At 71.1% G+C, this 26687-nt stretch carries 24 protein-coding genes; 19 read left to right on the forward strand and 5 right to left on the reverse strand.

The window, feature by feature from the left end; all coding sequences use genetic code 11:
- Positions 1-27: 27 nt before the first annotated feature.
- From ACFWP3_RS21480 to ACFWP3_RS21495, 4 genes are all read left to right on the forward strand, one after another.
- Complete coding sequence (locus ACFWP3_RS21480; protein ID WP_384223374.1) at positions 28-1536, forward strand: APC family permease; 1509 nt, start codon at positions 28-30, stop codon at positions 1534-1536.
- Between the two features lie 33 nt (positions 1537-1569).
- Positions 1570-2784 carry an exodeoxyribonuclease VII large subunit gene (xseA, locus tag ACFWP3_RS21485; protein ID WP_384223377.1) on the forward strand — a complete coding sequence of 405 codons (1215 nt, stop codon included), beginning with the start codon at positions 1570-1572 and terminating at the stop codon, positions 2782-2784.
- 65 nt (positions 2785-2849) lie between these two features.
- Positions 2850-3071, forward strand: coding sequence for an exodeoxyribonuclease VII small subunit (locus tag ACFWP3_RS21490; RefSeq protein WP_384223380.1), 222 nt, complete (start codon positions 2850-2852; stop codon positions 3069-3071).
- Positions 3072-3225: 154 nt separating this feature from the next.
- Positions 3226-3816 carry a malonic semialdehyde reductase gene (locus tag ACFWP3_RS21495; protein WP_384223383.1) on the forward strand — a complete coding sequence of 197 codons (591 nt, stop codon included), beginning with the start codon at positions 3226-3228 and terminating at the stop codon, positions 3814-3816.
- Positions 3817-3960: 144 nt separating this feature from the next.
- On the opposite strand, the gene ACFWP3_RS21500 is transcribed toward ACFWP3_RS21495, so the two are convergent.
- Positions 3961-4488, reverse strand: a complete 528-nt coding sequence (locus tag ACFWP3_RS21500; RefSeq protein WP_384223461.1) for a DUF4245 domain-containing protein — start codon at positions 4486-4488, stop codon at positions 3961-3963.
- Positions 4489-4713: 225 nt separating this feature from the next.
- Between ACFWP3_RS21500 and glpX the strand changes: the two genes are divergently transcribed.
- The gene (gene glpX, locus ACFWP3_RS21505; protein ID WP_384223386.1) at positions 4714-5745 is read left to right on the forward strand and encodes a class II fructose-bisphosphatase; all 1032 of its coding nucleotides are present in this window, start codon (positions 4714-4716) and stop codon (positions 5743-5745) included.
- A 109-nt stretch (positions 5746-5854) separates the two neighbouring features.
- On the opposite strand, the gene ACFWP3_RS21510 is transcribed toward glpX, so the two are convergent.
- Together ACFWP3_RS21510 and ACFWP3_RS21515 are read right to left on the reverse strand one after the other, a co-directional pair.
- On the reverse strand, positions 5855-6223 hold the full coding sequence (locus ACFWP3_RS21510; RefSeq protein ID WP_384223389.1) for a WhiB family transcriptional regulator: 369 nt from the start codon (positions 6221-6223) through the stop codon (positions 5855-5857).
- Positions 6224-6366: 143 nt separating this feature from the next.
- On the reverse strand, positions 6367-7053 hold the full coding sequence (locus ACFWP3_RS21515; protein WP_384223391.1) for a DUF1707 domain-containing protein: 687 nt from the start codon (positions 7051-7053) through the stop codon (positions 6367-6369).
- Between the two features lie 147 nt (positions 7054-7200).
- On the opposite strand from ACFWP3_RS21515, the gene ACFWP3_RS21520 reads away from it, so the two are divergent.
- The 6 genes from ACFWP3_RS21520 to ACFWP3_RS21545 all read left to right on the forward strand — a co-directional run bounded on the left by ACFWP3_RS21520 (position 7201) and on the right by ACFWP3_RS21545 (position 12859).
- A complete protein-coding gene (locus tag ACFWP3_RS21520) occupies positions 7201-8892 on the forward strand; it encodes a fumarate hydratase (RefSeq protein WP_384223394.1) in 1692 nt (563 codons plus the stop codon).
- Positions 8893-9114: 222 nt separating this feature from the next.
- On the forward strand, positions 9115-9312 hold the full coding sequence (locus ACFWP3_RS21525) for a hypothetical protein (protein ID WP_384223397.1): 198 nt from the start codon (positions 9115-9117) through the stop codon (positions 9310-9312).
- The gene (locus ACFWP3_RS21530; RefSeq protein WP_384223400.1) at positions 9302-9820 is read left to right on the forward strand and encodes a DUF6879 family protein; all 519 of its coding nucleotides are present in this window, start codon (positions 9302-9304) and stop codon (positions 9818-9820) included. The genes ACFWP3_RS21525 and ACFWP3_RS21530 overlap by 11 nt, the downstream gene beginning before the upstream one ends.
- Positions 9817-10647, forward strand: a complete 831-nt coding sequence (locus ACFWP3_RS21535) for a helix-turn-helix domain-containing protein (protein WP_384223402.1) — start codon at positions 9817-9819, stop codon at positions 10645-10647. The genes ACFWP3_RS21530 and ACFWP3_RS21535 overlap by 4 nt, the downstream gene beginning before the upstream one ends.
- A gap of 676 nt (positions 10648-11323) precedes the next feature.
- Positions 11324-11932 carry a hypothetical protein gene (locus ACFWP3_RS21540; RefSeq protein ID WP_384223405.1) on the forward strand — a complete coding sequence of 203 codons (609 nt, stop codon included), beginning with the start codon at positions 11324-11326 and terminating at the stop codon, positions 11930-11932.
- 156 nt (positions 11933-12088) lie between these two features.
- Positions 12089-12859 carry a glycerophosphodiester phosphodiesterase gene (locus ACFWP3_RS21545; protein ID WP_384223407.1) on the forward strand — a complete coding sequence of 257 codons (771 nt, stop codon included), beginning with the start codon at positions 12089-12091 and terminating at the stop codon, positions 12857-12859.
- A gap of 60 nt (positions 12860-12919) precedes the next feature.
- Here the strand turns inward: ACFWP3_RS21545 and ACFWP3_RS21550 are convergent, their stop codons facing one another.
- Positions 12920-14458 (reverse strand): ricin-type beta-trefoil lectin domain protein, encoded by a 1539-nt coding sequence (locus ACFWP3_RS21550; RefSeq protein ID WP_384223409.1) that lies wholly within the window; start codon positions 14456-14458, stop codon positions 12920-12922.
- A gap of 108 nt (positions 14459-14566) precedes the next feature.
- Between ACFWP3_RS21550 and ACFWP3_RS21555 the strand changes: the two genes are divergently transcribed.
- From ACFWP3_RS21555 to ACFWP3_RS21565, 3 genes are all read left to right on the forward strand, one after another.
- Positions 14567-15970 (forward strand): class II fumarate hydratase, encoded by a 1404-nt coding sequence (locus ACFWP3_RS21555; protein ID WP_384223412.1) that lies wholly within the window; start codon positions 14567-14569, stop codon positions 15968-15970.
- A gap of 102 nt (positions 15971-16072) precedes the next feature.
- Positions 16073-16780: a DUF402 domain-containing protein gene (locus ACFWP3_RS21560; RefSeq protein WP_384223414.1), complete on the forward strand. Its 708-nt coding sequence runs from the start codon at positions 16073-16075 to the stop codon at positions 16778-16780.
- A 257-nt stretch (positions 16781-17037) separates the two neighbouring features.
- Positions 17038-19221 carry a SpoIIE family protein phosphatase gene (locus ACFWP3_RS21565; protein WP_384223417.1) on the forward strand — a complete coding sequence of 728 codons (2184 nt, stop codon included), beginning with the start codon at positions 17038-17040 and terminating at the stop codon, positions 19219-19221.
- Positions 19222-19290: 69 nt separating this feature from the next.
- Here the strand turns inward: ACFWP3_RS21565 and ACFWP3_RS21570 are convergent, their stop codons facing one another.
- Positions 19291-21570, reverse strand: coding sequence for a transglycosylase domain-containing protein (locus ACFWP3_RS21570; protein ID WP_384223420.1), 2280 nt, complete (start codon positions 21568-21570; stop codon positions 19291-19293).
- A 233-nt stretch (positions 21571-21803) separates the two neighbouring features.
- Here ACFWP3_RS21570 and ACFWP3_RS21575 point away from each other — a divergent pair, with 233 nt between their 5' ends.
- The 5 genes from ACFWP3_RS21575 (at position 21804) to ACFWP3_RS21595 (ending at position 26646) form a co-directional block, all read left to right on the forward strand.
- Positions 21804-22712, forward strand: a complete 909-nt coding sequence (locus tag ACFWP3_RS21575; RefSeq protein ID WP_384223422.1) for an SPFH domain-containing protein — start codon at positions 21804-21806, stop codon at positions 22710-22712.
- Positions 22709-22942, forward strand: a complete 234-nt coding sequence (locus tag ACFWP3_RS21580; protein ID WP_384223424.1) for a hypothetical protein — start codon at positions 22709-22711, stop codon at positions 22940-22942. Before ACFWP3_RS21575 ends, ACFWP3_RS21580 begins: the two co-directional genes overlap by 4 nt.
- A 145-nt stretch (positions 22943-23087) precedes the next feature.
- On the forward strand, positions 23088-23612 hold the full coding sequence (locus ACFWP3_RS21585) for a PadR family transcriptional regulator (RefSeq protein ID WP_384223427.1): 525 nt from the start codon (positions 23088-23090) through the stop codon (positions 23610-23612).
- The gene (locus tag ACFWP3_RS21590) at positions 23609-24295 is read left to right on the forward strand and encodes an ABC transporter ATP-binding protein (RefSeq protein ID WP_384223429.1); all 687 of its coding nucleotides are present in this window, start codon (positions 23609-23611) and stop codon (positions 24293-24295) included. Before ACFWP3_RS21585 ends, ACFWP3_RS21590 begins: the two co-directional genes overlap by 4 nt.
- Positions 24292-26646: an ABC transporter permease gene (locus ACFWP3_RS21595; protein ID WP_384223431.1), complete on the forward strand. Its 2355-nt coding sequence runs from the start codon at positions 24292-24294 to the stop codon at positions 26644-26646. Before ACFWP3_RS21590 ends, ACFWP3_RS21595 begins: the two co-directional genes overlap by 4 nt.
- Positions 26647-26687: the final 41 nt, after the last annotated feature.

The raw sequence follows: 26687 nt of genomic DNA on the forward strand, positions 1-26687 counted from the left end.
CCGTACCGCCTATCCCCCGGAGGAACGATGGCGTCCGTTACGGAGCCCCGTACGGAACACGCCGGACTGCGGCGGAGCCTCGGCTTCCGGGACCTGGTGGTCTACGGGCTGCTCTTCATCGCGCCGATGGCCCCGGTGGGGGTCTTCGGCACCCTGGACGCCACATCGCACGGCGCGGTCGCCCTGGTGTACCTCGTCGCGACGGTCGCCATGGCCTTCACCGCCTTCTCGTACGCCCAGATGGTGCGGGTCGCGCCGCAGGCCGGCTCGGTCTTCACCTACGCCCGCAAGGGGCTCGGCGAGGGGCCGGGCCTGATCGCCGGGTGGATGGCGATGCTCGACTACCTGCTGATCCCGGCGGTCGCGTACCTGTTCTCGGGGATCGCGATGAACGCCCTGGTGCCGGAGGTCTCGCGGTGGGTGTGGACCGCCCTCGCCGTGGTGGTCACGACCCTGCTGAACCTGTGGGGCGTACGGGCGGCCGCCCGCGTGGGCTTCGCGGTGCTGGCCATGGAGATCGTGGTGCTGCTGGTCTTCGTGGTCGCCGCGGTGACCGTGCTGGTGCGGGACGGGGCCCAGCGCGGCTGGCTGTCCCCGCTGACCGGCGACGGCTCGCTGGGCTTCTCGACGGCCGCGGTCCTGGGCGCGGTGTCGGTGGCGGTGCTCTCGTACCTGGGCTTCGACGCGATCGCCTCCTTCGCCGAGGAGGTGACGGGCGGCTCGGCGAAGGTGGCCCGGGCGGTGCTGTTCTGCCTGGGCGTGACCGGGGTGCTGTTCATCGCCCAGACCTACCTCGCGGCGCTGCTCAGCCCGGTCACGTCGGCGGAGCTGGCGGCGGATCCGGTGCAGCAGGGGCCGGCCTTCTACAACGCGGTGGAGGCCTCGGTGGGCTTCTGGCTGCACGACCTGGTGGCGATCTCCAAGGCGATCGGGGCGGCGTTCGCAGCGCTGGCCGGGCAGGCGGCGGCCGGGCGGCTGCTCTTCGCGATGGCCCGGGAGCGGCGGCTGCCGCGCCTGCTCGCGCGGACCTCGGACGGTACGCCGCGGCCGGCGCTGCTGGTGGCGGCCACGGTGACGCTGGTGGCGGCGGTGTGGGCGGCGCGGCGCGACGACGGGCTCGACCACCTGGTGTCGGTCGTCGACGTCGGGGCGCTGGTGGCCTTCACGCTGCTGCACGCCTCGGTGGTGGGCTGGTTCGTGGTGCGGCGCGCGGAGGGCCGGCCCGTCTGGTGGAAGCACCTGGTGGCCCCGGTGCTGGGCGCGGCGGTGACGGTCGCGGTGATCGTGGAGGCCTCCTGGACGGCGCAGGTGGTGGGCGCGGTGTGGCTGGCGGTGGGCCTGGGGCTGCTGGTGGTGCAGCGCGGCCGCCGGGACGCGGGGCGGGGCCCTGACACCGGCACGGGCCCTGGCCCGGGCGATGGCCCCGGCACAGGCCCGGGCGGCGGCACCGGCTCCGGCCCGGGCTTCCGCCCCGGCCCGGGCTCCGGCACCGGTTCCTCCGCCGCGACGAGGACCGACACCGGACCCGGAGCCTGAGACGCTGTCAGTGCGGCCCGCTAGCCTGCGTACATGGGTCTGAATACGTCGGCCGAGGCGCCGCTGCCGGTAGGCCAGGTGTCCCGGCTCATCGGGGGCTGGATCGAGCGGCTCGGCCAGGTGTGGGTGGAGGGGCAGATCACGCAGCTCTCGCGGCGGCCGGGGGCGGGGGTGGTCTTCCTGACGCTGCGCGACCCCTCGCACGACATCTCGGTCAGCGTGACCTGCTTCCGCCAGGTCTTCGACGAGGTCGCGGACGTGGTGTCGGAGGGTGCGCGCGTCGTCCTGCTGGCCAAGCCCGAGTGGTACGCCCCGCGCGGGCAGCTGTCCCTGCGGGCCACGGAGATACGGCCGGTCGGCATCGGGGAGCTGCTGGCCCGGCTGGAGCGGCTGAAGCGCTCGCTGGCCTCGGAGGGCCTGTTCGCCCTGGACCGCAAGAAGCCGCTGCCCTTCCTGCCGCAGCTGATCGGGCTGGTGGTGGGCAGGGCCTCGGCGGCCGAGCGGGACGTACTGGAGAACGCCCGGCGGCGCTGGCCCGCGGTCCGCTTCGAGGTGCGCAACGTGGCCGTGCAGGGGGTGCACGCGGTGCCCCAGGTGGTGCAGGCGGTCAAGGAGCTCGACGCCCTCGACGAGGTCGACGTGATCATCGTGGCGCGGGGCGGCGGCAGCGTGGAGGACCTGCTGCCCTTCTCCGACGAGGAGGTCGTACGGGCGGTCGCGGCGGCCCGTACCCCGGTGGTCTCGGCGATCGGCCACGAGCCGGACTCCCCGCTGCTGGACCTGGTCGCGGACCTGCGGGCCTCCACGCCCACGGACGCGGCCAAGAAGGTGGTGCCCGACGTCGGCGAGGAGCTGGAGCGGGTGCGCCAGCTCCAGGGCCGCGGGCTGCGGGCGGTGAGCGGGCTGCTGGACCGGGAGGAGCGCGGCCTCGCGCACGCGCTGGCCCGGCCGGTGTTCGTCCACCCGCAGCGGATGGTGGAGACCCGCGAGGACGAGCTGGAGGCGCTGCTCGGGCGCAGCAGGCGGACGCTGGGCCATCTGCTGGACCGGGCGGACTCGGAGCTCGCGCACACCCTCGCGCGGGTGGTGGCGCTGTCGCCGGCGGCGACGCTGGAGCGGGGGTACGCGGTGCTCCAGCGGGCCGACGGGCACGTGGTGCGCGCGCCGGAGGAGGTCGCGGAGGGCGAGGTGCTGCGGGCGCGGGTCGCGGAGGGGGAGTTCTCCGTACGGGTCGCCGGCCCCGAATAGCCCCGGCACGGCGACACACTGCCGCAATCAAGTCGTTGCACTACACACATAAGGTGGATCAGGGAATGGCAGAGGCCGAAACGGCGCTGGGCTACGAGCAGGCCCGCGACGAGCTCATCGAGGTCGTCCGCAAGCTGGAGGCCGGCGGGACCTCGCTCGAGGACTCCCTGGCGCTCTGGGAGCGCGGCGAGGAGCTGGCGAAGGTGTGCCGGCACTGGCTGGAGGGGGCCAGGGCCCGGCTGGACTCGGCGCTCGCGGCGCGGGACGCGGCGGACGGCGACGAGTGATCGGGGGATCGGGTGATCGGGTGATCGAGCGGCCCGGGCGATCGAGCGGCCCGAGTGATCCCGATCACCCCGCGGTGATTTAGTTGAAAGTTCACCTACTTTCGCCGTAGAGTCTGGGACATCGCTTCACCCACGTATGGAAGAAGGCTTTCCGATGTCTCTCGTTCTTGACTCCGCCGCGCAGGACCTGCTGTTCCGCGAGGCCCGCACGGCCAACTCGTTCACCGACGAGCCGGTCACCGAGGAGCAGGTGCAGGCCATCTACGACCTGGTGAAGTTCGGCCCCACCGCCTTCAACCAGACCCCGCTGCGCATCACCCTGGTCCGCTCCCCCGAGGCCCGCGAGCGCCTCGTGAAGCACCTGGCCGAGGGCAACCAGGCCAAGACCGCCGCCGCGCCGCTGGTCGCGATCCTCTCCGCGGACAACGAGTTCCACGAGGAGCTCCCGGCGCTGCTGCCGCACTTCCCGCAGGCCAAGGACATGTTCTTCGCCGAGCGCCCGGTCCGCGAGCAGTCCGCCCTGCTCAACGCCGCGCTGCAGGCCGCCTACTTCATCGTCGGCGTCCGCGCCGCCGGCCTGGCCGCGGGTCCGATGACCGGCGCCGACCTCGGCGGCATCCAGAAGGAGTTCCTGGACGCCGACCACACCCCGCTGATGATCGTCAACATCGGCAAGCCGGGCGAGGACGCCTGGTTCCCGCGCTCCCCGCGCCTGGCGTTCGACGAGGTCGTCACCACCGTCTGAGCCGCCCCGCACCCCACGCGCAACGGCAACGGCCGCGCCCCCCGGATCCCGGGGGCGCGGCCGTTGCCGTTGTGCGCGTGCCTGTAGCCGAAGGGCTGGGCCCTACGTGCCCTGCGGGCCTGCGGGCCTGCGGGCCTGCGGGCCTTACGTGCCCTGCTGGCCCTGCTTGAACTCCAGCGCGGCGGCCATGGTCCCGAGCTGCTCGAAGGAGGCCGTCCCGGTGACCACCGTGACGTAGCCCTGCTCCTGCTTCACCAGGGCGTCGTACTTCTCGCCGTCCCAGCGCTCCCACACCGCGTCGCCGACCTGCTGGGTCTGCCCGGTGGGCTTCGCCCGCTGGGTGACCGCGCCGATGTACTTGGCGGAGGTGTCCACGGACTGCTCCACCGACACGTACTGCCGGTCCGGGTCCTGGAAGCCCAGGTGCCAGGCGTGGGAGTCCTTGCGCTGGTACGTCACCGAGGTCGCCCGCCACTCCGCCGGCAGCCCCACCGGGGCGGCCACGGGGTACGGGGCGGCGCGCCGCGCCGTGATCGTCTCCACCCGGTAGTCGACCGTGCGCGTCGGATCGGCGTCCTCGTCGTGCGGGACGAAGATGTAGATCCCCGCGACCACGAGGCCGATCACCGCCAGCGACCGGACCATGTCCCAGACCGTCTGCTTGCCTTTCATACCTGCCACGGCACCATCGTCCCGCATGCGCGGGAGCGATCTCCGCCGGGGTGGCCCCACCGGGCGGCGCGGCGCGCCCGCCCGGCTGGCAAGACGTCCGCTCAGGCCAATCGGCTGACCGATATTCCGCTCATACGTGACCCGCTCTGCTCAATATGTCGACGTACCGATAGAGTTCCAGCACCCTCACTTCCCGGCCGTCGCCGTACAGAAAGGTGCGCTCCGATGACCGAGCACAACCTGCCGCCCCAGCTCGAAGTCTCTCCGGAGGCCCCCGACCGCAACCTCGCCCTGGAACTCGTACGGGTCACCGAGGCCGCCGCCATGGCCGCCGGCCGGTGGGTCGGACGCGGCGACAAGATCGGCGCGGACGCCGCCGCGGTCAACGCGATGCGCACCCTGATCTCCACCGTCTCGATGAACGGCGTCGTCGTCATCGGCGAGGGCGAGAAGGACGAAGCCCCGATGCTGTTCAACGGCGAGCGGGTCGGTGACGGCACCGGCGCCGAGGTCGACATCGCCGTGGACCCGATCGACGGCACCACCCTGAACGCCAAGGGCATGCCCAACGCCATCGCCGTGCTGGCCGCCGCCGACCGCGGCACCATGTTCGACCCGTCCGCGGTCTTCTACATGGACAAGCTGGTCACGGGCCCCGAGGCCGCCGACTTCGTCGACATCACCGCCCCCGCTTCGGTGAACATCCGCCGGGTCGCCAAGGCCAAGAACATGGCCGTCGAGGACGTCACCGTCGTCATCCTGGACCGCCCCCGCCACGAGGGCATCGTCAAGGAGATCCGCGAGACGGGCGCCCGGATCAAGTTCATCTCGGACGGCGACGTCGCGGGCTCGGTCATGGCGGTGCGCGAGGGCACCGGCGTGGACCTGCTCCTCGGCATCGGCGGCACGCCCGAGGGCATCATCTCGGCCTGCGCCATAAAGTGCCTTGGCGGCACCATCCAGGGCAAGCTGTGGCCCAAGGACGACGCCGAGCGCCAGAAGGCCATCGAGGCGGGCCACGACCTGGACCGCGTCCTGCACACGAACGACCTGGTGTCCGGCGAGAACGTCTTCTTCGTCGCCACCGGCATCACGGACGGCGAGCTGCTGCGCGGCGTCCACTACCGCTCGGAGACCGCGACCACGTCCTCGCTGGTCATGCGCTCGAAGTCGGGCACGATCCGGCAGATCGACTCGACGCACCGCCTGTCGAAGCTGCGCGCCTACAGCGCGATCGACTTCGACCGCGCCCAGTAGTCTCCGGCGCGGCAGCGCGAGAGGGGCGGTCACCGTGTGCGGCGGTGACCGCCCCTCTCGCATGTCCGCGGACGTCGCGTCCCCCGCTGTGCCGCGGCAGGAGGCCGGCTCAGCCGGCTGCGGCGATCGGCCCCGCTCCGGGGGCCTGGCGCAGTTCGGCCGACCTGCGCCGCATCCGCGCCAGGACCACCCGGCGCTCGGCGGCGGTGAGGCCGCCCCAGACGCCGTACGGCTCGGGCTGGAGCAGGGCGTGCTCCCGGCAGGCGACCATCACCGGGCAGCGGGCACAGACGCGCTTGGCGGCCTCCTCGCGGGAGAGCCGGGCCGCCGTGGGCTCCTTGGAGGGCGCGAAGAACAGGCCCGCCTCATCGCGGCGGCACACCGCCTCCGCATGCCATGGACCGTCCTCAGCCCTCGCCGGCACCCGCGGCTTCGGCACGACGGCAACCTTCAGGGACTGATGCGGCGGATGCGGCACGGTCTACTCCTGACGACGGGTACGCGAGCGAGAGACGATGCACCTGTCCCTACCCGCTGCACGCGCCCCTATGCACTGGGTGCCACCGGGCGCCGGGGGTTCGTCCGAAACGCGACCCCCGCGACGGGCCCGTTCCGGCCGCCTCAGCCGCCGAGCCGCTTGCGCATCCGGTCGGCGAGATCGACCAGCCGGGCGCCGAGTTTGGGCCGTGCCTCGATGTTGCCCAGCAGGGCGAAGCCGCGGACGATCACGACCGGGGCCTGCGGGTCCGTCGCGCCGCGGCCCTGGCCGCGCACCTCGAAGTTGCCGAGGACCCCGCTTCCGTAGCCGCGCAGGGTGACGTTCTCCGGGACCACGACCTCGACGTTCCCGAGGATGCACGTCACGTTGATCTCGGTGACCTGCTGCTCGAAGACCGCCTCGGTGAGGTCGATGCTGATGTCGCCCATGACCGAGACCGCACGGGTGAGGGCCCCGGGACGCCAGCGGCCCTTGCGGGCGGAGCTGCTGCACACGGCGACGACCGTCTCGGCCTGGCCCGCGGCCGCGGTGTGGGCCGCGTACGCGGGCACGCCAAGGGCGGAGGTGTGGCCGGTGCCCGGCGCGGGAAGGTCCCGTACGAGCACGTCCAGCTCGCCCACCGTCTTGACGGCATACAGCGAGTCCAGGCGCTCGGAGTGCTCCTCGGCGGTCAGCCGGCCCTCGGCGACGGCGTCGGCGAGGATCTGCGCGATCCGGTCGCGGTCGGCGTCGGAGGCGCGCAGTTCGGACCCCGCGGGGGTGGGAACCGGCGCGGGGGCGGGGGCGGCGGGTTGCTTTTCCAGGTCCACGCGACCCAGCATAGCGAGACACGATAGATCGCGATACTGCTGAGTGAGCCTTACCTCACAGACACGGGCACGCCGGGAGGTTCTACGCTGGTGGACTGCGCTGCCAATTGGTCGTCAGTGCTGTCTGCCGAGTGAGGATTGCACCCCATGTCCCTTAGCTCCCGCCCCGCCGGCCCGGCGTTCGCGTACACCGATCTGCTGCCCCTGGGCGAGGACACCACCCCCTACCGGCTGGTGACCGCCGAGGGCGTGTCCACCTTCGAGGCGGACGGCCGTACGTTCCTCAAGGTCGAGCCGGAGGCGCTGCGCAAGCTCGCCGAAGAGGCCATCCACGACATCCAGCACTTCCTGCGCCCCGCGCACCTCGCGCAGCTGCGCCGGATCATCGACGACCCCGAGGCCTCGTCGAACGACAAGTTCGTGGCCCTGGACCTGCTGAAGAACGCGAACATCGCGGCGGCCGGGGTCCTGCCGATGTGCCAGGACACGGGCACGGCGATCGTGATGGGCAAGCGCGGCCAGAACGTGCTCACCGAGGGCGGCGACGAGGCGGCGCTCTCGCGCGGCATCTACGACGCCTACACGCGGCTGAACCTGCGCTACTCGCAGATGGCCCCGCTCACCATGTGGGAGGAGAAGAACACCGGCTCGAACCTGCCCGCGCAGATCGAGCTGTACGCGACGGACGGCGGCGCGTACAAGTTCCTCTTCATGGCCAAGGGCGGCGGCTCGGCCAACAAGTCCTTCCTCTACCAGGAGACCAAGGCGGTCCTCAACGAGGCCTCCATGATGAAGTTCCTGGAGGAGAAGATCCGCTCGCTCGGTACGGCGGCCTGCCCGCCCTACCACCTGGCGATCGTGGTCGGCGGCACCTCGGCCGAGCACGCGCTGAAGACCGCCAAGTACGCCTCGGCGCACTACCTGGACGAGCTGCCGACCGAGGGCTCCGCGACAGGCCACGGCTTCCGCGACCTCGACCTGGAGGAGAAGGTCTTCGAGCTGACGCAGAAGATCGGCATCGGCGCGCAGTTCGGCGGCAAGTACTTCTGCCACGACGTCCGCGTCGTCCGCCTCCCGCGCCACGGCGCGTCGCTGCCCGTCGCCATCGCCGTGTCCTGCTCCGCGGACCGCCAGGCGACCGCGAAGATCACCGCGGAGGGCGTCTTCCTGGAGCAGCTGGAGACGGACCCGGCGCGCTTCCTGCCGGAGACCACCGACGAGCACCTGTCCGAGGCCTCGGACGTCGTCTCGATCGACCTGAACCAGCCGATGGACGAGATCCTGGCGACGCTGACCAAGCACCCGGTCAAGACCCGCCTGTCCCTGACCGGCCCGCTGGTCGTGGCGCGCGACATCGCGCACGCCAAGATCAAGGAGCTGCTGGACTCGGGCGCTCCGATGCCGCAGTACCTGAAGGACCACCCGGTCTACTACGCCGGCCCCGCGAAGACCCCCGAGGGCTACGCCTCGGGCTCCTTCGGCCCGACCACGGCCGGCCGCATGGACTCGTACGTCGAGCAGTTCCAGGCGGCGGGCGGCTCCAAGGTCATGCTGGCCAAGGGCAACCGCTCGCAGCAGGTGACGGACGCGTGCGGTGCGCACGGCGGCTTCTACCTGGGCTCGATCGGCGGCCCGGCGGCGCGGCTGGCACAGGACTGCATCAAGAAGGTCGAGGTCCTGGAGTACGAGGAGCTCGGCATGGAGGCGGTCTGGAAGATCGAGGTCGAGGACTTCCCGGCCTTCATCGTGGTCGACGACAAGGGCAACGACTTCTTCCAGAACCCGGCCCCGGAGCCGACGTTCACCCACATCCCGGTGCGCGGCCCGGGTCTGGCGTAACCCAGCACTCCCCCCAGAGAGCCCCCGGCGCCAACCGCCGGGGGCTCTTGCCGTACCGGCCCTTCCCGGTCCTCAGCGGGCCGCACGGCCACGCGCCGAGGGTAGCGAGCGACCTCGGCGCTTCCGGTTTCCCGTCTTGGAAACTCGAACCCCTTGCGCTTGAGGGGAGTTGGTCGGAAGCATCGGACAAGACACCACGCAGCACGTCGGGAGGGGTACCCCGTGAAGGTGACCAAGCTCGTCAGCACGTGTGACCTGAAGGACTGCCCGACCATCTATGCGACCGACAGGGGCACGCTGCTGGTCCAGGGCGAGACCCCGACAGATCACGGGCTCGACATTCCCGCGCACGAAACCGTGGTCGAGATCCCGGAGCAACTGATCTTCGATCTCATCCGGAAGGGCCTTCGTGGCTTCTAAGACTTTGGGTGAACTGTTCGACACCTTTCAGCGGGAAGCATTCCGTCTGGAGACGCTGGACGATTACAGCAAGTCGGGAAACGTGGATGCCTATCAGGCATTCCTTGCCGGCGACCCTCAGCCGGCCGACTACAACGAAGCCTGGGTGTCAGAACTTCGTTCTCACATCAGCAATGGCAGGCGCATCTATCGCGTGCACGTTCTCTCGCGCCCTCTCACGCCGTATCTACGGTTCGAACTGGGCTGGGGCTACCACAAGAACGCTACGGGTGGCGAAGAGTTCTTCATTCTCGACATCACCGAACGGCCGAACCCCCTAGAAGGGGTTCCAGATTTCTGGCAGATGGATGGCTTGACGCCAGCGGTGATGAGCTATTCGGAAGATGGGGCATTTCTCGGGGCCGACGTCCTGTCCGGTGAGCGTGCGGAGGAATTCCGCGCCTACCGGGACACGGCTATGGCACATGCCGAGCCATTCTCTGAATGGTGGGCGAAGTACGGGGAGTGAACAAGGGACAGCTAGGGGCCGCACTGCGGGCGCTTAGGCAGGCATCCGGGAAGGAAGCAAAAGCCGTCGCCCGTAGCTCCGTCATGTCTGCAAGCAAGTTGAGCAAAATTGAAACGGCCAAGGTTGCCCCGTCTGTCGTGGACGTTGAGCGCATCCTCACAGCCATCGGCGTTTCAGATGAAGTCAAGGAAGAATACCTAGAAGCTGTCAGAGCAGCAGCAACAGAGGCCACAGCCTGGCGCTTCATCCGCCGTATGGGAGTGCATAAGGCGCAGCAGCAGACGAGAGCCCTAGAGGCTCAAATGACATTGCTGCGGCTCTTCCAGCCAGCTTTGATCCCTGGCCTACTACAAACCCCTGAATACATTCGAGCGATTCTGTCTCGGCACGACCTCGGCGAGGATGTTCTAACTCGAACCATCAGTGCCCGGATAGAACGCCAACAGGCTCTCTATGACCCGACCAAGCAGCTCCATTTCATCATTACCGAGTCCGTATTGCGGTGGCGCATCGTGTCAGCCGCCAGGATGGCGGAACAGATCGATCGGCTTGTATCACTTTCACGGCTGCCCAACATAGACATTCGCGTCGTCCCCCTGTCGGGGAGACAGCAGGATGTAGCCAATCATGCGTTTGTCATCCGGGATGACAGGACGGTCACCGTCGAAACCGTTCACGCGGAAATCGTCGTGACCGATCCCAGAGACGTTTCGCTGTATCTGCACAAATTTGAGGGGTTTGCCTCAACAGCGCTATCCGGAGATTCCATGCGTGCCATGCTCGACGGCATCCGAGACGAGCTTTTGCGCGAACAGGAAACCGGCTAGAACCTGGCCCCACACCTAGACACCATTGGGTGTCGATTCCCAAAGTGGCGAGGGGTGCGAAATGGCAACCAGGGCAGACACGTTCGAGTACGCGACGTTCACCGAAAAGCGCGAGACGTGCCCATCGTGCAGCATGCCGATCCCTCTGCACCAGCTCGCCCGGCGGGGAACGCTCGGCCAGAAGGACGGCCCGCCGAAAGTCGCCTACTGGCACATCCGGTGCGTCAATGCAGACGGGACGCGTCGATGACGCGCTCAGTCATCCGGCATACAGAACACCGGATCATCAGAGACCCCGAAACTCCGCCCAATGTGGCTGCAAACTGCCTGCACCCGGGATGTGGCTGGGCTGCTACGCCCGGCCCCGATGTGGCCGAGGTAGACAGGCAGTGCATGACGCACACGGGCATGAACGCCGGTCACGGCCGATTTCTCCGAGGGTTCTGGGACATCGCCCTTTTTCATCGCGTTGTTCTTCCAGAACCCGGCCCCCGAGCCGACGTTCACCCACATCCCGGTGCGCGGCCCGGGTCTGTAGGCACGCGCGCCGAGGGCCCCTCCCCCGTTCGGGGGAGGGGCCCTCGGGCATATCCGCCCATCGGCAGATGGCCGGCGGGCGGGCTCCCGGCGAGGCTGTTCCCGTAACCAAACAGCCCTTGGAACACGGGAGTTCACGATGAAGAACCGTAAGCGCGTCCTCATCCTCGCCGGAACCGCCGCCGCCCTCGCGGCCACGCTGATCGCCGCGGGTCCCGCCCCGGCCGCGCCGGCTGCCGCGCCGAAGCCCGCCGCCGTGCACGGGGGCGGCACGATCCTCTTCCCGTACTCCGCCAAGGACGACATCCGCTTCACGGTCGACGCCGTGTCGACCCCGTGGACCAGGCCGTTCCCGGCCCCGGGGGGCGAGAAGGGCCTGCCGACGGACGCGCGGGGCCGGGTGACCATCTCGCACCACTACACGGAGACCGGCTTCACCGCCACGGCCGAGGCGGAGGTGGACTGCCTGGTCACGGGCGGCAGGACCGCCACCCTCACCGCCGTGGTCAAGAACTCGAACGTCGGCTGGGACGGCAAGCGCATCGGCATCAGCGTCCAGGACGGCCGGCACGGCGAGCCGGACCGCGTCGGGTTCTCCTGGGGCGTCGCCAACGTCGACGTGAAGCCGGACGGCACGGTCGCCGAGGGCGCGGTGGGCACCTGCATGGCCCCGGCCCCCTTCACCGAGGTCACCAAGGGCGGCTTCAAGGTCACCCCCGCCCCCCTGGCCCCGGAACCGAAGCCGTAGTCACGGCGTCGGCAACAGCAGGTACCGGGCCTCAACGGGGGTGGCCCGGTACCGCCGGGACCGGCCCCGCCCTGCCCGCGCAGCGGCCCGGAACGGTTAACGTCGGGGACACAGGCCCGCACGTGGTCGTTCACCCCGGCTCGCAAGGATTTCCGCATGACAGCCACGTCCGCCCTCAGCTCCGCCCGCACGACGCGGGTCGTCGCCCATCGCGGGGCCTCCCACCAGCACCCCGAGCACACCATGGCCGCGTACCGGCAGGCGATCGAGGACGGGGCGGACGCGCTCGAGTGCGATGTGCGGCTCACCGCCGACCGGCGGCTGGTGTGCGTGCACGACCGGCGGGTCGAGCGGACCTCCGACGGGCGGGGGGTCGTCTCCGAGATGACCTACGACGAGCTGCGCGCGCTCGACTTCGGGGCGTGGAAGGGGGCCGAGCACGCCGGGGCCCGGGTGCTGCTCTTCGAGGACCTGCTGCGGGAGGCGCTGGCCGCGCCCCGGCCGGTCGGGCTCGCGGTCGAGACCAAGCATCCGACGCGCGCGGGCGGGCGGCTGGAGGCCGAGCTGGTGCGGATGCTCCGGGAGTACGGTCTGGCCGACGGGGCCTCGGGCCGCGTCGAGGTGATGAGCTTCTCGCGGACCGCGCTGACGCGGATGCACCGGCTCGCGCCCGGCCTGCCCACCGTGTTCCTGATCGAGCGTGCGGTCCGCCCGGTGCGGCCCCCGTACGCGACCCACGCGGGCCCCGGCATCGACCTGGTGCGGCGGGATCCGGGGCTGGTGGCCCGGCTGAAGGCCAAGGGGCTGGCCGTGCGGGTGTGGACCGTGGACGAGGCGGAGGACGTCGAGCTGTGCGTGCGGCTCGGGGTCGACACGATCATCACCAACCGGCCGAGGGATGTGCGCAAGCTGCTGCGCGACGTGTGACACCCGGCCGGGGTGCGCCGGCCGGGTGTGGGGGGGTCGTAGGGGCGGATCGGGGCGGGGTTACGCGAAGCGCTGGTTCGCCGAGCCGTTGCAGGTCTGCAGGCGCAGCGGCTCGCGGGCGGCGGCGACCGTCAGGCACATGCCGGGGGAGGCCGCGGGGCGCAGGGTGGCCCCGTCGCGGACGAACTGCTGGTTCGCGCCGCCGTGGCAGTTCCAGATGATCAGGCCGGTGCCGGGGCCGTAGTTGGCGCCGGGGGCGTCGAGGCAGCGGTCCTGGGTCAGTTCGATGTGGACGGACTTGCGGGCGGAGTCGTACCACCAGCCCTGGTTGCGGCCGCCGTGGCAGTCCCAGCCCAGGACGGCCGTCTCATTGGCGCTGGAGCCGCCGTTGGAGTCGAGGCAGGTGCCGGTCGCCTCGTTCTTCAGGGGCTTGAACTTGTCGTCCCAGGCCCCGGCCTGGAGGACGGGGGTGCCGGTGCTCGCGGGGTCGGCGCAGGAGGCCTCGCGCAGGCCGGAGTTGTAGAGCTGGGTCAGGCAGGACGCGAACGCGCCGTGGCCCCGGTAGTTGGGGTGGAAGGACTGGCGGGCGGTGTTCTCGTCCCACGGGAAGTGGTCGGCGAGGTCCAGGTAGAGGCCGCGGGCCCAGGTGTCCTCCATGCACACCTCGTGCCCGTGGAAGAGCCGCGAGTTGTCCAGGTAGACGGCGCCGGAGGCGAGGGCCGCGGCGCGCATGCCCTTCTCGAAGGTGGGTACCGCGTAGTTGCGGCCCCAGGTGGCGTCGGAGTCGTAGCCGGCGCAGCCGCCGGGCAGCTTGCCGGGGAAGTTCGGGTTGTCGTGGAAGTCGGGACCGATGGGGCTGGGGTAGCCCATGACGACCAGCTTGTAGTCGGAGTCGGCGTAGCCGGCGCCGCGCATCACCGTCTTGAGGTCGGCGACGGTGGCCTCGACCTTGGGCTTCAGCCCGTCGACGCGCGCCTGCCAGCCGGGGGCGTACTTGGGCTCGCAGGTGCCCTGGCTGAGCACCCAGCGGGTGACGCAGTCGGTCATGACCGGGCCGAACTGCAGGTCGTCGTTGGCCCCGGCGACCAGCAGCACCATCTTGATCTTCGTGTTGCGGGCCTTGATGGCCAGGCTGTCGCTCTGGACCAGCTCGTCGGCGTACTGCTTGCTGCCGCCGATCCTGATGTTGCCGGTGTACCCGCCGGAGCAGGCGACGTTGAAGGTGAGGTCGGCCGGGATGCCGGTGCGGTGGATCGCCGCGTCGGGCGAGCGGTGGCACTGGTTGTTCGGCGTGTTGGTCGCGGGGTCGTAGTTGCCGACGCCCTCGCCGGAGATCTCGCTGTCGCCCAGCGAGATCAGGCCGGTCTTGCGCTCGGCGAGCGGGCGCACGGCGGAGTCGCCGTAGATCCTGACGGCCTCGGCCGCGCGGATCGCCTCCAGCTCGGGCGAGAGGGGGGTCACCGCCCCTGCCGCCGCTGCCGCGGGCACCGCCGCGTGGGCCGTGGGGGTGATGGCGGTGACGCCCCCGAGGGCGGCCGCGGCCGCCGCGATGGCGGCGAAGGTACATCTGAGCCTGGGTTTCCTGTGTGCACGTGTCATGAACGCCTCCCCGAGTGCCGGTGTTACCCCCGGTATTTACTGGCCGGTAGGGGAGTTGGGAACACTTCGAACAAGACAATTGCTCAACTTTTTGAGGAGGCCACGAAAATGACCGATCAGCAGCAGGCCGAAGCGTTCCGGATCGAGCACGACTCCATGGGCGACGTACGGGTGCCCGCCCACGCCAAATGGCGAGCTCAGACCCAGCGCGCGGTGGAGAACTTCCCCATCTCCGGGCAGCGGCTGGAGCCCGCCCACATCGAGGCGCTCGCCCGCGTCAAGGCCGCGGCCGCCGTGGTCAACGCACGGCTCGGCGTCGTGGAGCAGGACGTCGCCGAGGCGATCCGGTCCGCCGCCGAGGAGGTCGCCGAGGGCCGCTGGGACGAGCACTTCCCCATCGACGTCTTCCAGACCGGCTCGGGCACCTCGTCCAACATGAACGCCAACGAGGTGATCGCGACCCTGGCCACCGAGCGGCTGGGCCGGGAGGTCCACCCCAACGACCACGTCAACGCCTCGCAGAGCTCCAACGACGTCTTCCCCTCGTCCATCCACATCGCCGCCACCGCCGCCGTCACCCGCGACCTGATCCCGGCCCTGGAGCACCTCGCCGCCGCGCTGGAGCGCAAGGCGGCCGAATTCGCGCAGGTCGTCAAGGCCGGCCGGACACACCTGATGGACGCCACGCCGGTCACCCTGGGCCAGGAGTTCGGCGGGTACGCCGCCCAGGTCCGCTACGGCGTCGAACGGCTGCGCGCGGCCCTGCCGCGGCTGGCCGAGCTGCCGCTGGGCGGCACCGCGGTGGGCACCGGGATCAACACCCCGCCCGGGTTCTCCGCAGCCGTGATCGCCGAGGTGGCCGCGGACACCGGGCTGCCGCTCACCGAGGCCCGCGACCACTTCGAGGCCCAGGGGGCGCGGGACGCGCTGGTGGAGACCTCGGGGATGCTCCGTACGATCGCCGTCTCGCTCACCAAGATCTGCAACGATCTGCGCTGGATGGCCTCCGGCCCGCGCACCGGATTGGCCGAAATCAATCTCCCGGATCTGCAACCGGGATCCTCGATCATGCCCGGGAAGGTCAATCCGGTCGTCCCCGAGGCCGTCCTGATGGTCGCCGCACAGGTGACGGGCAACGACGCCACCGTCGCGGTGGCGGGCGCGGCCGGCAACTTCGAGCTCAATGTGATGCTCCCCGTGATGGCCCGCAACCTCCTCGAATCGGTCCGGCTGCTCGCCAACGCGAGCCGCCTGCTGGCCGACCGCACGGTGGACGGGATCACCGCCAATGCCGAGCGGGCCAGGGAGTACGCCGAATCCTCCCCCTCCGTGGTGACCCCGCTGAACCGGTACATCGGCTACGAGGAAGCGGCCAAGGTCGCCAAGAAGTCCCTCGCCGAGCGGAAGACGATCAGGGAGGTCGTCCTGGAGTCCGGCTACGTCGACCGCGGCGCGCTCACCCTCGAACAGCTCGACGAGGCGCTGGACGTGCTGCGCATGACCCACCCCTGAGCGGCCCCCCGACAGGGTCCGAATCCGGTCGTTTACCGTCCCCCGCCCCCACGGTGACCTGCACCGCAGCATCCGCGGGGGCGCCAGCCCTAAGATCTGCGCATGACAGGTACCTTCAGGCCTGCGGGCAGCGCCGCGCGCACCCGTGCGCAGGGCACGCACTGGGCGCCCGGGGAGCAGATCCTCTGGCGCTACCGCGACCACGCCCCGGGGCTGAAGGGGCAGGTGCACATCTGCCGTCCCGTGACGGTGGTGCAGGACACCGACGAACTGCTCGCCGTCTGGATGGCCCCCGGCACCCAGTGCGTCAAACCGGTGCTCGCCGACGGCACCCCGGTCCACGAGGAGCCGCTCGCCACCCGCTACACCGCGCCGCGCACCACCGTGCGCTCGCGCTGGTTCGGCGCGGGCGTGCTGAAGCTGGCCCGTCCCGGGGAGCCGTGGTCGGTGTGGCTGTTCTGGGAGCACGGCTGGCGGTTCAAGAGCTGGTACGTGAACTTGGAGGAGCCGCGCTCGCGGTGGTCCGGCGGGGTCGACTCCGTGGACCACTTCCTCGACATCTCCGTCTACCCGGACCGCAGCTTGAAGTGGCGCGACGAGGACGAGTTCGCCCAGGCGCAGCGCTCCGGGCTGATGGGCCCGGAGGAGGCGGAGCGGGTGCGGGAGGCCGGCCGGGCGGCGGTCGAGGTCATCCGGCAGTGGGGTGCGCCGTTCGGCGACGGCTGGGAGAACTGGCGGCCGGATCCGGCCTGGACGGTTCCGGACCTCCCCGAGGACTGGGACCGCACCCCGGCTCATATGACCTCATGAGACCCTTGATGCGCCCCTGGCATGCAAACGTAGGATCGTCCTCCGCAAGGTCGCGCGCGGAGGGCGGCGCGATGAGACCCTGTGTGCGCAAGTGTCGTGCCGTACGCGGGATTTGACCGGAGGTCGACGCAGAGCGAGAGGTAACGGGGGAGACGCGGTATCGCGGGGTGATGGTGCCCCGGCCGCTGAGCGGGTATACCGCGACTGACCGAGTTGAGTGCAGCGCACATCGAGCGCAGACGGACGGAATGCCACGCGTGACGGAGTACCCCACCTCTCAGGAGGGCCCGCAGCCCGTCGCCTCCGGCGGAGGTACGGACGAGGCCGGCCACGGCAAGGCGCCCATCGCCGCCGCCGAGGCCGTACGCACGCATGCGCAGGGCCCGGGCGCGGAGCCCGGCGGCGGCCCTGCCGGTCTCCCCCGGCCCCGGGGTGCCGCCCGGTCCCGGGACGGCGGCGCCGCCCGGTCCAGGGACACGGGCGCCGCGCGCAACGCGGCCGCCGACGGCCCGCAGGCCCTCCCCGCCCGGGACGCGGCCCAGGGCCCGGCCGGCGGCCAGGACGGCCCCGCCCCGGGATCCCCGCACCCCGCGGGAGGCGACCGGCACGGCGGCGGGGCCGGCATACCGGCCGGCGGAGGCGCCGGGGACACCGCCGCGCGCCGCGAAGGGGACCGGCTGCGCTTCGTCGGCGCCGCCACACGGCGGATCGCCCGCGGCATCGACCTCGACGAGATCGTGCTCGGCCTGTGCCGGGCCACCGTGCCGACGTTCTCGGACGCCATCCTCGTCTACCTGCGCGACCCGCTGCCGGTCGGGGACGAGCGTCCCCTCGGCCCGGTCGTTTTAAGGCTGCGGCGCACCGACCGGCTCCGGCCGATCGACGATCTCACCGATGCCGTCTCGGGCGGCACCATCGGCGCGGGCCTGGACCTCGCCGGGGCCGCGGGGGCCACCGGCGAGCTCGACTTCAGCCAGCTGCCGCTGGTCGGCCCGCAGGGTGACCTGCCCGCGGCCGAGCTGTGCGAGATCCGGTCCGGCGGCGCGCTCGCCGAGGTGCTGCGCGGCGTACGGCCCGTCTTCGGGTCCTCCGCGGCAGCCAAGGCCGCGCTGCCCGAACTGCTGGGCTCGGACCATCCGCTGCCGCGCGGCAACCGGGCCGTGCTGGCACCGCTGCGCGGGCGCCGCCGGGTGATCGGCGCGGCCGTGTTCCTGCGCAGCCCCGAGCGGCCCGCCTTCGAGCAGAACGACCTCCTGGTCGCCGCCCAGCTGGCCACCCACACCGCGCTCGGCATCGACAAGGCGGTGCTGTACGGCCGCGAGGCGTACATCGCCGACGAGCTCCAGCGCACCATGCTGCCCGACAGCCTGCCCCAGCCCACCGGGGTGCGGCTCGCCTCGCGCTACCTGCCCGCCGCCGAGACGGCGCGCGTCGGCGGCGACTGGTACGACGCCATACCGCTGCCCGGCAGCCGGGTCGCGCTCGTCGTCGGCGACGTCATGGGGCACTCCATGACCTCCGCGGCGATCATGGGCCAGCTCCGCACCACCGCGCAGACCCTGGCGCAGCTGGACCTGCCGCCCGCCGAGGTCCTGCACCACCTGGACGAGCAGGCCCAGCGCCTGGGCTCCGACCGCATGGCCACCTGCCTGTACGCGGTCTACGACCCCGTCTCGCACCGGATCACCATCGCCAACGCCGGCCACCCGCCGCCGGTGCTGCTGCACCTGGGCGGCCGGGCCGAGGTGCTCCGCGTACCCCCGGGCGCCCCCATCGGCGTCGGCGGCGTGGACTTCGAGGCCGTGGAGCTGGACGCGCCCGCCGGGGCCACCCTGCTGCTGTACACCGACGGACTGGTCGAGTCCCGGCTGCGGGACGTGTGGACCGGCATCGAGCAGCTCCGCGAGCGCCTGGCGACCACCGCCCAGCTGACCGGCCTGGACCACCCGCCGCCGCTGGAAGCCCTGTGCGACGACGTGCTGGACATGCTCGGCCCGGGCGACCGGGACGACGACATCGCGCTGCTCGCGGCCCGGTTCGACGGGATCGCGCCCAGCGACGTCGCGTACTGGTTCCTGGACCCGGAGGAGACCGCTCCGGGCCGCGCCCGCCGCTTCGCCCGGCGCGCCCTGACCCGGTGGGGCCTGGAGGAGCTCCAGGACTCGCTGGAGCTGCTCGTCAGCGAGGTGGTCACCAATGCCGTGCGGTACGCGGAACGGCCCGTTACGCTGCGCCTGCTGCGTACGGACGTACTGCGCTGCGAGGTCGGCGACGACTCCCCGCAGCTGCCGCGCCAGCGCCGGGCCCGGGACACCGACGAGGGCGGCCGCGGCCTGTTCCTGGTGAACCGGATGGCCCGCCGCTGGGGCGCCACCCGGCTCAGCAGCGGCAAGGTGGTCTGGTTCGAGCTGGCGCTGCCGCCGGGTCACGAACGGCGCTGAGCCCCGCTTGCGAACGCCACTGCCCCGCAGCCTTCACAGGCTGCGGGGCAGTGGTGTTGCCGGTGTCGGTCAGTGACCGCCCGCGTGCGGGAACAGCGGGCCCGGGTCCGGCGGCTTCGGGCCGCCGGTGTCGGTCGCCGTCGGCGTCGGGGACTTGGTCGGAGTCGGCGACTTCGTCGGGGTGCTGCTCGGCGTCGGGGACGACGACGGCGTCGGCGAGCTCGACGGCGGTGCGCTGCTGGCCGGCGGCTGGCTGGAGGCGCTGTGCGAGGGGGGCGGGGAGGGGCTGCGCGACGGGGCCTGCGAGGCACCCATCTCCGCCTCGGAGACGTCGAACTCGCCCGTGTTCACGCCCTTGAGCACGGCCTCCGTGTAGGCCTTCCAGATCTTGGAGGGGAAGCTGGAGCCGCCCACTCGGCCGAGGCCGGCGGTGCCGGTGAGGGTGACCTGGCCGTGGGTGACCGGGTCCTCGCCGAACATCGCGACGACGGTGACCAGTTCGGGGGTGTACCCGGTGAACCAGCCGGCCACGTTGGACTCGGTGGTACCGGTCTTGCCGGCGGCCTCGTAGGCACCGCTCTTGACGTTCTTGCCGGAGCCGTCGTCGACCACGCCGGTGAGCACCTTGGTGACGGTGTCGGCGGTCTGGCGGCTGACGGCCTGCGCTCCGATGGCGGGCTCGGCCGGCTTGTACTCCAGGTCCTTGTGCTCGGCGGACTTGATGATGGTCGGCGTGACCTTCTTGCCGTGGTTGTCGAAGGTCGCGTAGACGCCCGCCATCTCCACGGTGTTGGTGCTCATGGTGCCGAGCGACATGGCCGGCTTGTCCTCGGGCCAGCCCTCGCGGTCCGTCATGCCGAGGGCGAGGGCCGTCTTCTTCACGGCCGGCGGGCCGACGTCCACGATCATCTGCGCGTAGACGGAGTTGACCGAGTCGTTGGTCGCGCTCTGGACGGTGATTTCCTTGCCGAAGTCCTTGTCGTCCTGGTTCTGCGGGTTGAACGGGATCTTGCTGCCGACGACCGGGCGCTTGCTGGTGCCGTCGTAGATCGCGTTCGGGGTGATCGGCTTGCCGTCCTGCGTGGTCGCGTTGTTCTGCAGGGCGGAGGCGAGCACGATGGGCTTGAAGGTCGAGCCCGGCTGGAAGTCGTCGCGCAGGGCGTTGCTCGCGTACTTGTCCTGCAAGCCCGTACCGCCGTACATCGCGACGATCGCGCCGGTCTTCGGGTCCACCGAGGTGACGCCGGTCTGGACGCTCTGGTCCTGCGGGCGGCCCTTCGGGTCCTTGCGGTCGAGCTTGGACTCCAGCTCGTCCTGGACGGCCTTCTCCAGCGCCGCCTGGTTCTTCGGGTTGATGTTGAGCGTGATCGTCCAGCCGCCGGCGTCGATCTGCTTCTTGGTCAGCGCACCGCCCCGGACGAGCTCGGCGTCGGCCGCCTCGACCAGGTAGCCCTTCTGGCCGTCCATGCCGGCGCGGGCCTTCGGCTTGATCGGCTCCTGGAACTTGGTCTCGGCCTTCTTGGCCTCGTCCAGCTCACCCATGTCGACCATGTTGATGAGCGTGCCGTTGAACCGGGTCATGACCAGTTCCTGGGCCTTGGGTCCGGCCACCGCCCAGTCGTACTGGCTCGGGGCCTGGAGGACGGCGGCGAGGTAGGCGCCCTGCGCCAGGTTCAGCTGCGAGGCGTCGACCCCGTAGTAGGCCTGGGCCGCGGCCTGGATCCCGTACGCGCCGCGTCCGAAGTAGCTGGTGTTCAGGTAGCCCGCGAGGATCTCGGGCTTCTCCATCTGCTGGTCGACCTTGAGGGAGATCACCATCTCCTTCATCTTGCGGGTCGCCGTCTGCTCCTGGGTCAGGTAGTGGTTCTTGACGTACTGCTGGGTGATCGTCGAACCGCCGGCCTTGCCCTGGCCGCTGACCGTGTTCCACAGGCCGCGGGCCAGGCCCTTGAAGTCGACGCCCCGGTCCTTGTAGAAGGACTTGTTCTCGATGGCGATGAACGCCGCCTGGACGTCCTTCGGGACCTTGTCGATCTCGACGATCTCGCGGTTGACCTTGCCCGTGCTGGCCATCGTCGTGCCGTCGGCCCACTTGTAGACGTTGCTCTGCTGCGTCGCCTGCTCGTTGGGGTTGGGCACGTCGACGTAGAAGTACAGGCCGATGAGGGCGGCCATGCCGAGCAGCATCATCCCGAAGAAGGTGCCGACGACCTTCTTCCAGGTGAAGAAGCGACGTATGCCGGTGGGTTTGCCGGCGCCGCTCTTGCCCTTGGCGCCCTTGGCGCGTCCGCTCGGCGCCCGCCGCGCACCGCGCTGCTGCTGCGCCCTACGCGCTTCTGCTCGGCCCATCGCTCCCGCTCCGCTCGATATACCCCCCGACGTCAGCTCAGAAAGCTAACACCGCAGGCTGTGACAAAGGTTGACCAACCATGGCCAATATCGGTCAATTCGGACGTGAGAATCAGCACCCACATCACAGGAACCGACGCACACGATGCCCGAAGGGTTGCCGTAGGGGAAAAAAGTGATATCACTTTGATAAGCAGCTCGACCAGCTGCGGCGACGAGAAACGGGGCAAACGATGACGAACAACGTCTCCACTCCACAGGACGTACGGGAATTCACCGCGCGGAGCACGGGCGGCGGCCTGGCGCTGCTGCTCGGACTGGCGGGCGCCGCGGCCGGGGTGGGTCTGATAGTCGCCGGCGCGGTCATGCCGGGCGCCGCCGTCAAGGCCTCGCTGATCGCGGCCGGCGCCCTGCTGTTCCTCGCCTCGCTCATCGCGATGACCGGACTCAACACGATCGCGCCGGGCGAGGCGCGGGTGGTCCAGCTGTTCGGCCGCTACCGGGGGACGATCCGCACGGACGGCCTGCGCTGGGTCAACCCGCTGACCTCCCGGGAGAAGATCTCCACCCGCGTGCGCAACCACGAGACGGCCGTACTGAAGGTCAACGACGCCTACGGCAACCCCATCGAGCTGGCCGCGGTCGTGGTGTGGCGGGTCGAGGACACGGCCCGGGCCACCTTCGAGGTCGAGGACTTCACGGAGTTCGTCGAGACCCAGACCGAGGCGGCCGTCCGGCACATCGCCATCGAGTACCCGTACGACGCGCACGAGGAGGGCGGCCTCTCGCTGCGCGGGAACGCCGAGGAGATCACCGAGAAGCTGGCCGCCGAGCTGCACGCGCGGGTCGACGCGGCCGGGGTGTCCATCATCGAGTCCCGCTTCACGCACCTCGCGTACGCTCCGGAGATCGCCTCCGCGATGCTCCAGCGCCAGCAGGCGGGCGCGGTCGTCGCGGCCCGCAAGCAGATCGTGGAGGGCGCGGTGGGCATGGTCGAACTGGCTCTGAACCGCCTGGCCGAGGAGGACATCGTGGACCTGGACCCGGAGCGCAAGGCCGCGATGGTCTCGAACCTGTTGGTGGTCCTGTGCGGGGACCGTGCGGCCCAGCCCGTGGTCAACGCGGGCACCCTCTACCAGTGACCCCGCCCGAGGAGGGGAGCCGGGCGGCCCGGCAGCCGCGCAAGCAGGTGCTGCTGCGGCTCGATCCGCTCGTGTACGACGCGCTGGCCCGCTGGGCGGGGGAGGAACTGCGCAGCGCCAACGCCCAGATCGAATTCCTGCTGCGCCGGGCGCTCGCGGAGTCCGGCCGCCTCCCCTCCGGACCGGGCCCCATCCCACGCCGCGGCCGGCCCCCGAAGTCCCAGGACTGACCCCGCCGCCCCGGCCCCGCCCCCTGTCGGGGGCTGCGCCCCGGCCCCCGCCGCTCGTACTCCGGCGGGGGCCGGGGCGTTCCTCCGCCGGGCTATGCGCTGCGGGTATACATCGCAGGTATACACACGGTGTACAGTCGTCGGCATGTCCATCGGTCACACCCTCCTCGGCCTCCTCGAGGCCGGCCCCCGCCACGGCTACGACCTCAAGCGGGCCTTCGACGAGAAGTTCGGCCACGACCGCCCCCTCGCCTACGGGCAGGTCTACTCGACCATGTCCCGGCTCCTGAAGAACGGCCTCGTCGAGGTCGACGGGATAGAGAGCGGCGGCGGTCCCGACCGCAAGCGGTACGCGATCACCGACGCCGGCATCACCGACGTCGAGACCTGGCTCTCCCAGCCCGAGAAGCCCGAGCCGTACCTCCACTCGACCCTGTACACCAAGGTCGTCCTCGCCCTGCTCACCGGCCGCAGCGCGGCCGAGCTGCTGGACACCCAGCGCGCCGAGCACCTGCGCCTCATGCGCATCCTGACCCAGCGCAAGCGCAAGGGCGACCTCGCCGACCAACTGGTCTGCGACCACGCCCTGTTCCACCTGGAGGCGGACCTGCGGTGGCTGGAGCTCACCGCCGCCCGGCTCGACCGGCTCGCCCAGGAGGTACGCCGATGACCCCGGCCGGTTCCCTGCTCACCGCCACCGGCCTCCGCAAGGAGTACGGGCCCACCCGCGCCCTCGACGGCGCCGAGTTCTCCATCCACCCCGGCGAGGTCGTCGCCGTCATGGGCCCCTCCGGCTCCGGCAAGTCGACGCTGCTGCACTGCCTCGCCGGGATCGTCCCGCCCGACTCCGGAACCATCACCTACGCCGGCCGCGAGCTGTCCGCCATGAACGACGCCGAGCGCAGCGCCCTGCGCCGCGGCGAGTTCGGCTTCGTCTTCCAATTCGGGCAGCTCGTACCGGAGCTGACCTGCGTCGAGAACGTCGCCCTCCCGCTGCGCCTGACCGGCGTCAAGCGCAAGGAGGCCGAGCGGACGGCGCTGCAGTGGATGGAGCGCCTCCAGGTGGAGGACCTGGCCCGCAAGCGGCCCGGCGAGGTCTCCGGCGGCCAGGGCCAGCGTGTGGCCGTCGCCCGCGCCCTGGTCACCCAGCCCCGGGTGATCTTCGCGGACGAGCCCACCGGCGCCCTCGACTCCCTCAACGGCGAGCTGGTCATGCAGCTGCTCACCGAGGCCGCCCGGTCCGCCAACGCCGCCGTCGTCCTCGTCACGCACGAGACGCGGGTGGCCGCCTACTCCGACCGCGAGATCGTCGTGCGCGACGGCAAGTCCCGCGACATGGAGCGCATCGTATGAGCAAGCTCCAGACCTGGTCCCGCGACCTCGGCATGGGCGCCCGCTTCGCCTTCGCCGGCGGCCGCGCGGGCTGGACCCGCACCCTGCTCACCGGCATAGGCGTGGCCCTCGGTGTCGCCCTGCTGCTCGTCACCAGCGCGGTCCCGAGCGCCCTGGCCGCCCGCGACGCGCGCAGCGACGCACGCCAGACGCACACCTCGCCCACCGCCGAACAGCCCGGCCGCGACACGCTGCTGACCCTCGACGCGAACCAGTCGTACCGCTCCTACGGGGTCGACGGACGCTTCGTGCAGCCCGAGGGCCCGGACGCCCCGCTGCCGCCGGGCGTGAAGAAGTTCCCCGGCCCCGGCGAACTGGTCGTCTCCCCCGCCCTCGACAGGCTGATGAAGACCGGCGAGGGCAGGCTGCTGCGCGACCGCCTCGACGGGAAGATCGTCGCGACCATCGGCGAGGCGGGCCTGGTGGGCCCCGGCGACCTCTACTTCTACGCGGGCAGCGACCGCCTCACCGAGCTCCAGAAGGCCGCGCCCAACTACGTCAAGCGGGTCACCGCCTTCGAGAACACCCTGCGGAAGGAGGGCCTCGACCCCGTCCTCACGCTCCTGGTGGTGCTGACCTTCGTCGCGCTGCTGATGCCGGTCGCCGTGTTCATCGGCGCCGCCGTCCGCTTCGGCGGCGACCGCCGCGACCGCCGGCTCGCCGCCCTGCGCCTGGTCGGCGCCGACGGCCGCATGGTCCGCCGGATCGCTGCCGGCGAGGCCGCCGCCGGATCGCTGATCGGCCTGGCCCTGGGCACCGGCTTCTTCCTGGGCGCCCGCCGGCTGGCCCCGGCCATGGACCTCTACCAGCGCAGCGTCTTCCCCTCCGACCTCAACCCGGCGCCCTGGCTGGCCGCGCTCATCGCGCTCGCCGTGCCCGCCGCAGCCGTCGCCGTGACCCTGTTCGCCCTGCGCGGCGTGGTCATCGAGCCGCTCGGCGTAGTCCGTACGACGACCCCGCGCAAGCGCCGGATCTGGTGGCGGCTGCTGCTCCCGCTGGCCGGACTCGGACTGCTGGCCCCGATGATCGGCATGGGCAACGACAGCGGACAGTTCAACCAGTGGCAGGTCTCCGGCGGCGTGGTCCTGCTCCTCGTCGGCATCACCGTCCTGCTCCCGTGGGTGCTCGAACGGGTCGTCGGCCGGATCGGCGGCGCCGGACCGGTCTCCTGGCAGCTCGCCGCCCGCCGCCTCCAGCTCACCAGCGGGTCCTCCGCCCGGCTGGTCAACGGCATCGCCGTCGCGGTCGCCGGAGCCATCGCCCTGCAGATGCTCTTCGCTTCCACCGAGGACTCGTACACCCGCGACACCGGCCAGGACCCCACCCGGGCCGCGATCTCCGTCATGCAGCGCTCCGACGGCGGGGGCGAGGCCGTCGCCCAGGTCCTGACCGGGACCAAGGGCGTCACCCAGGCCGTCGCGCTGTCCTCGACCAATGCCGGGCGCACCCTGGACATGTCCTATTCGGACAAGGCGATCTCGGTGACGACCGGAACCTGCGACGCCCTCAAGGAGGTCGCCGAGCTGCCCTCCTGCAAGGACGGCGACGTCTTCGTGCTCACCGGCGCCCCCGATCCGGGCGGCATGACCGGCGACACCGCACGGCCGGGCGAGAAGCTGTTCGCCGGGAACATCCGCAAGGAGAACGAGGGCGAGGGCGCTCAGCCGGTCGCCTGGACCGTGCCCGCCGACGCCCGGACCGTGCCGGCCCGCAAGAGCCCCACGGGCACCATGGAGACCGGGCTGCTGGCCACCCCGGCGGCCGCCCCGAAGGGCATGGGTGGCTACCAGTCCTCCTGGGTGTACGTGAAGCTGGACCCGAAGGTGCCCGACGCGATGGAGCTGGCCCGGAACGCCACCTTCAAGGCCGACCCGCTGTCCGTCCCCATGACGTTGCAGGCCACCGAGGTCAACGACCGCTACGCCTCCATCCGGACCGGCCTGTTCGTGGGCGCCGCTCTCGTACTGATGCTGATCGGCGCCAGCCTGCTGGTCTCCCAGCTGGAGCAGCTGCGCGAGCGCAGGCAACTGCTGTCGGCGCTGGTCGCCTTCGGCACGAAGCGCTCCACGCTCAGCTTCTCCGTGCTGTGGCAGACCGCCCTCCCGATCGGCCTGGGCCTGGCCCTGGCCACGGTGGTCGGGCTCGCTCTCGGCACGGTGCTGATGCAGATGGCGGGCGCCCCGATCCGGTTCAACTGGAGCTCGGTCCTGACGATGGTCGGCATCGGTGCGGGAGTCTCCCTGGCGGTCACCCTGCTGAGCCTGCCGCTGCTGCTGCGCCTGATGCGCCCGGACGGCCTGCGCACGGAGTAGCCGCGTACGCAGCGGCCGCGTACGGAGCGCTCGCGTACGGA

The sequence above is a fragment of the Streptomyces sp. NPDC058525 genome, from assembly GCF_042719495.1.
Classification (GTDB): Bacteria; Actinomycetota; Actinomycetes; order Streptomycetales; family Streptomycetaceae; genus Streptomyces.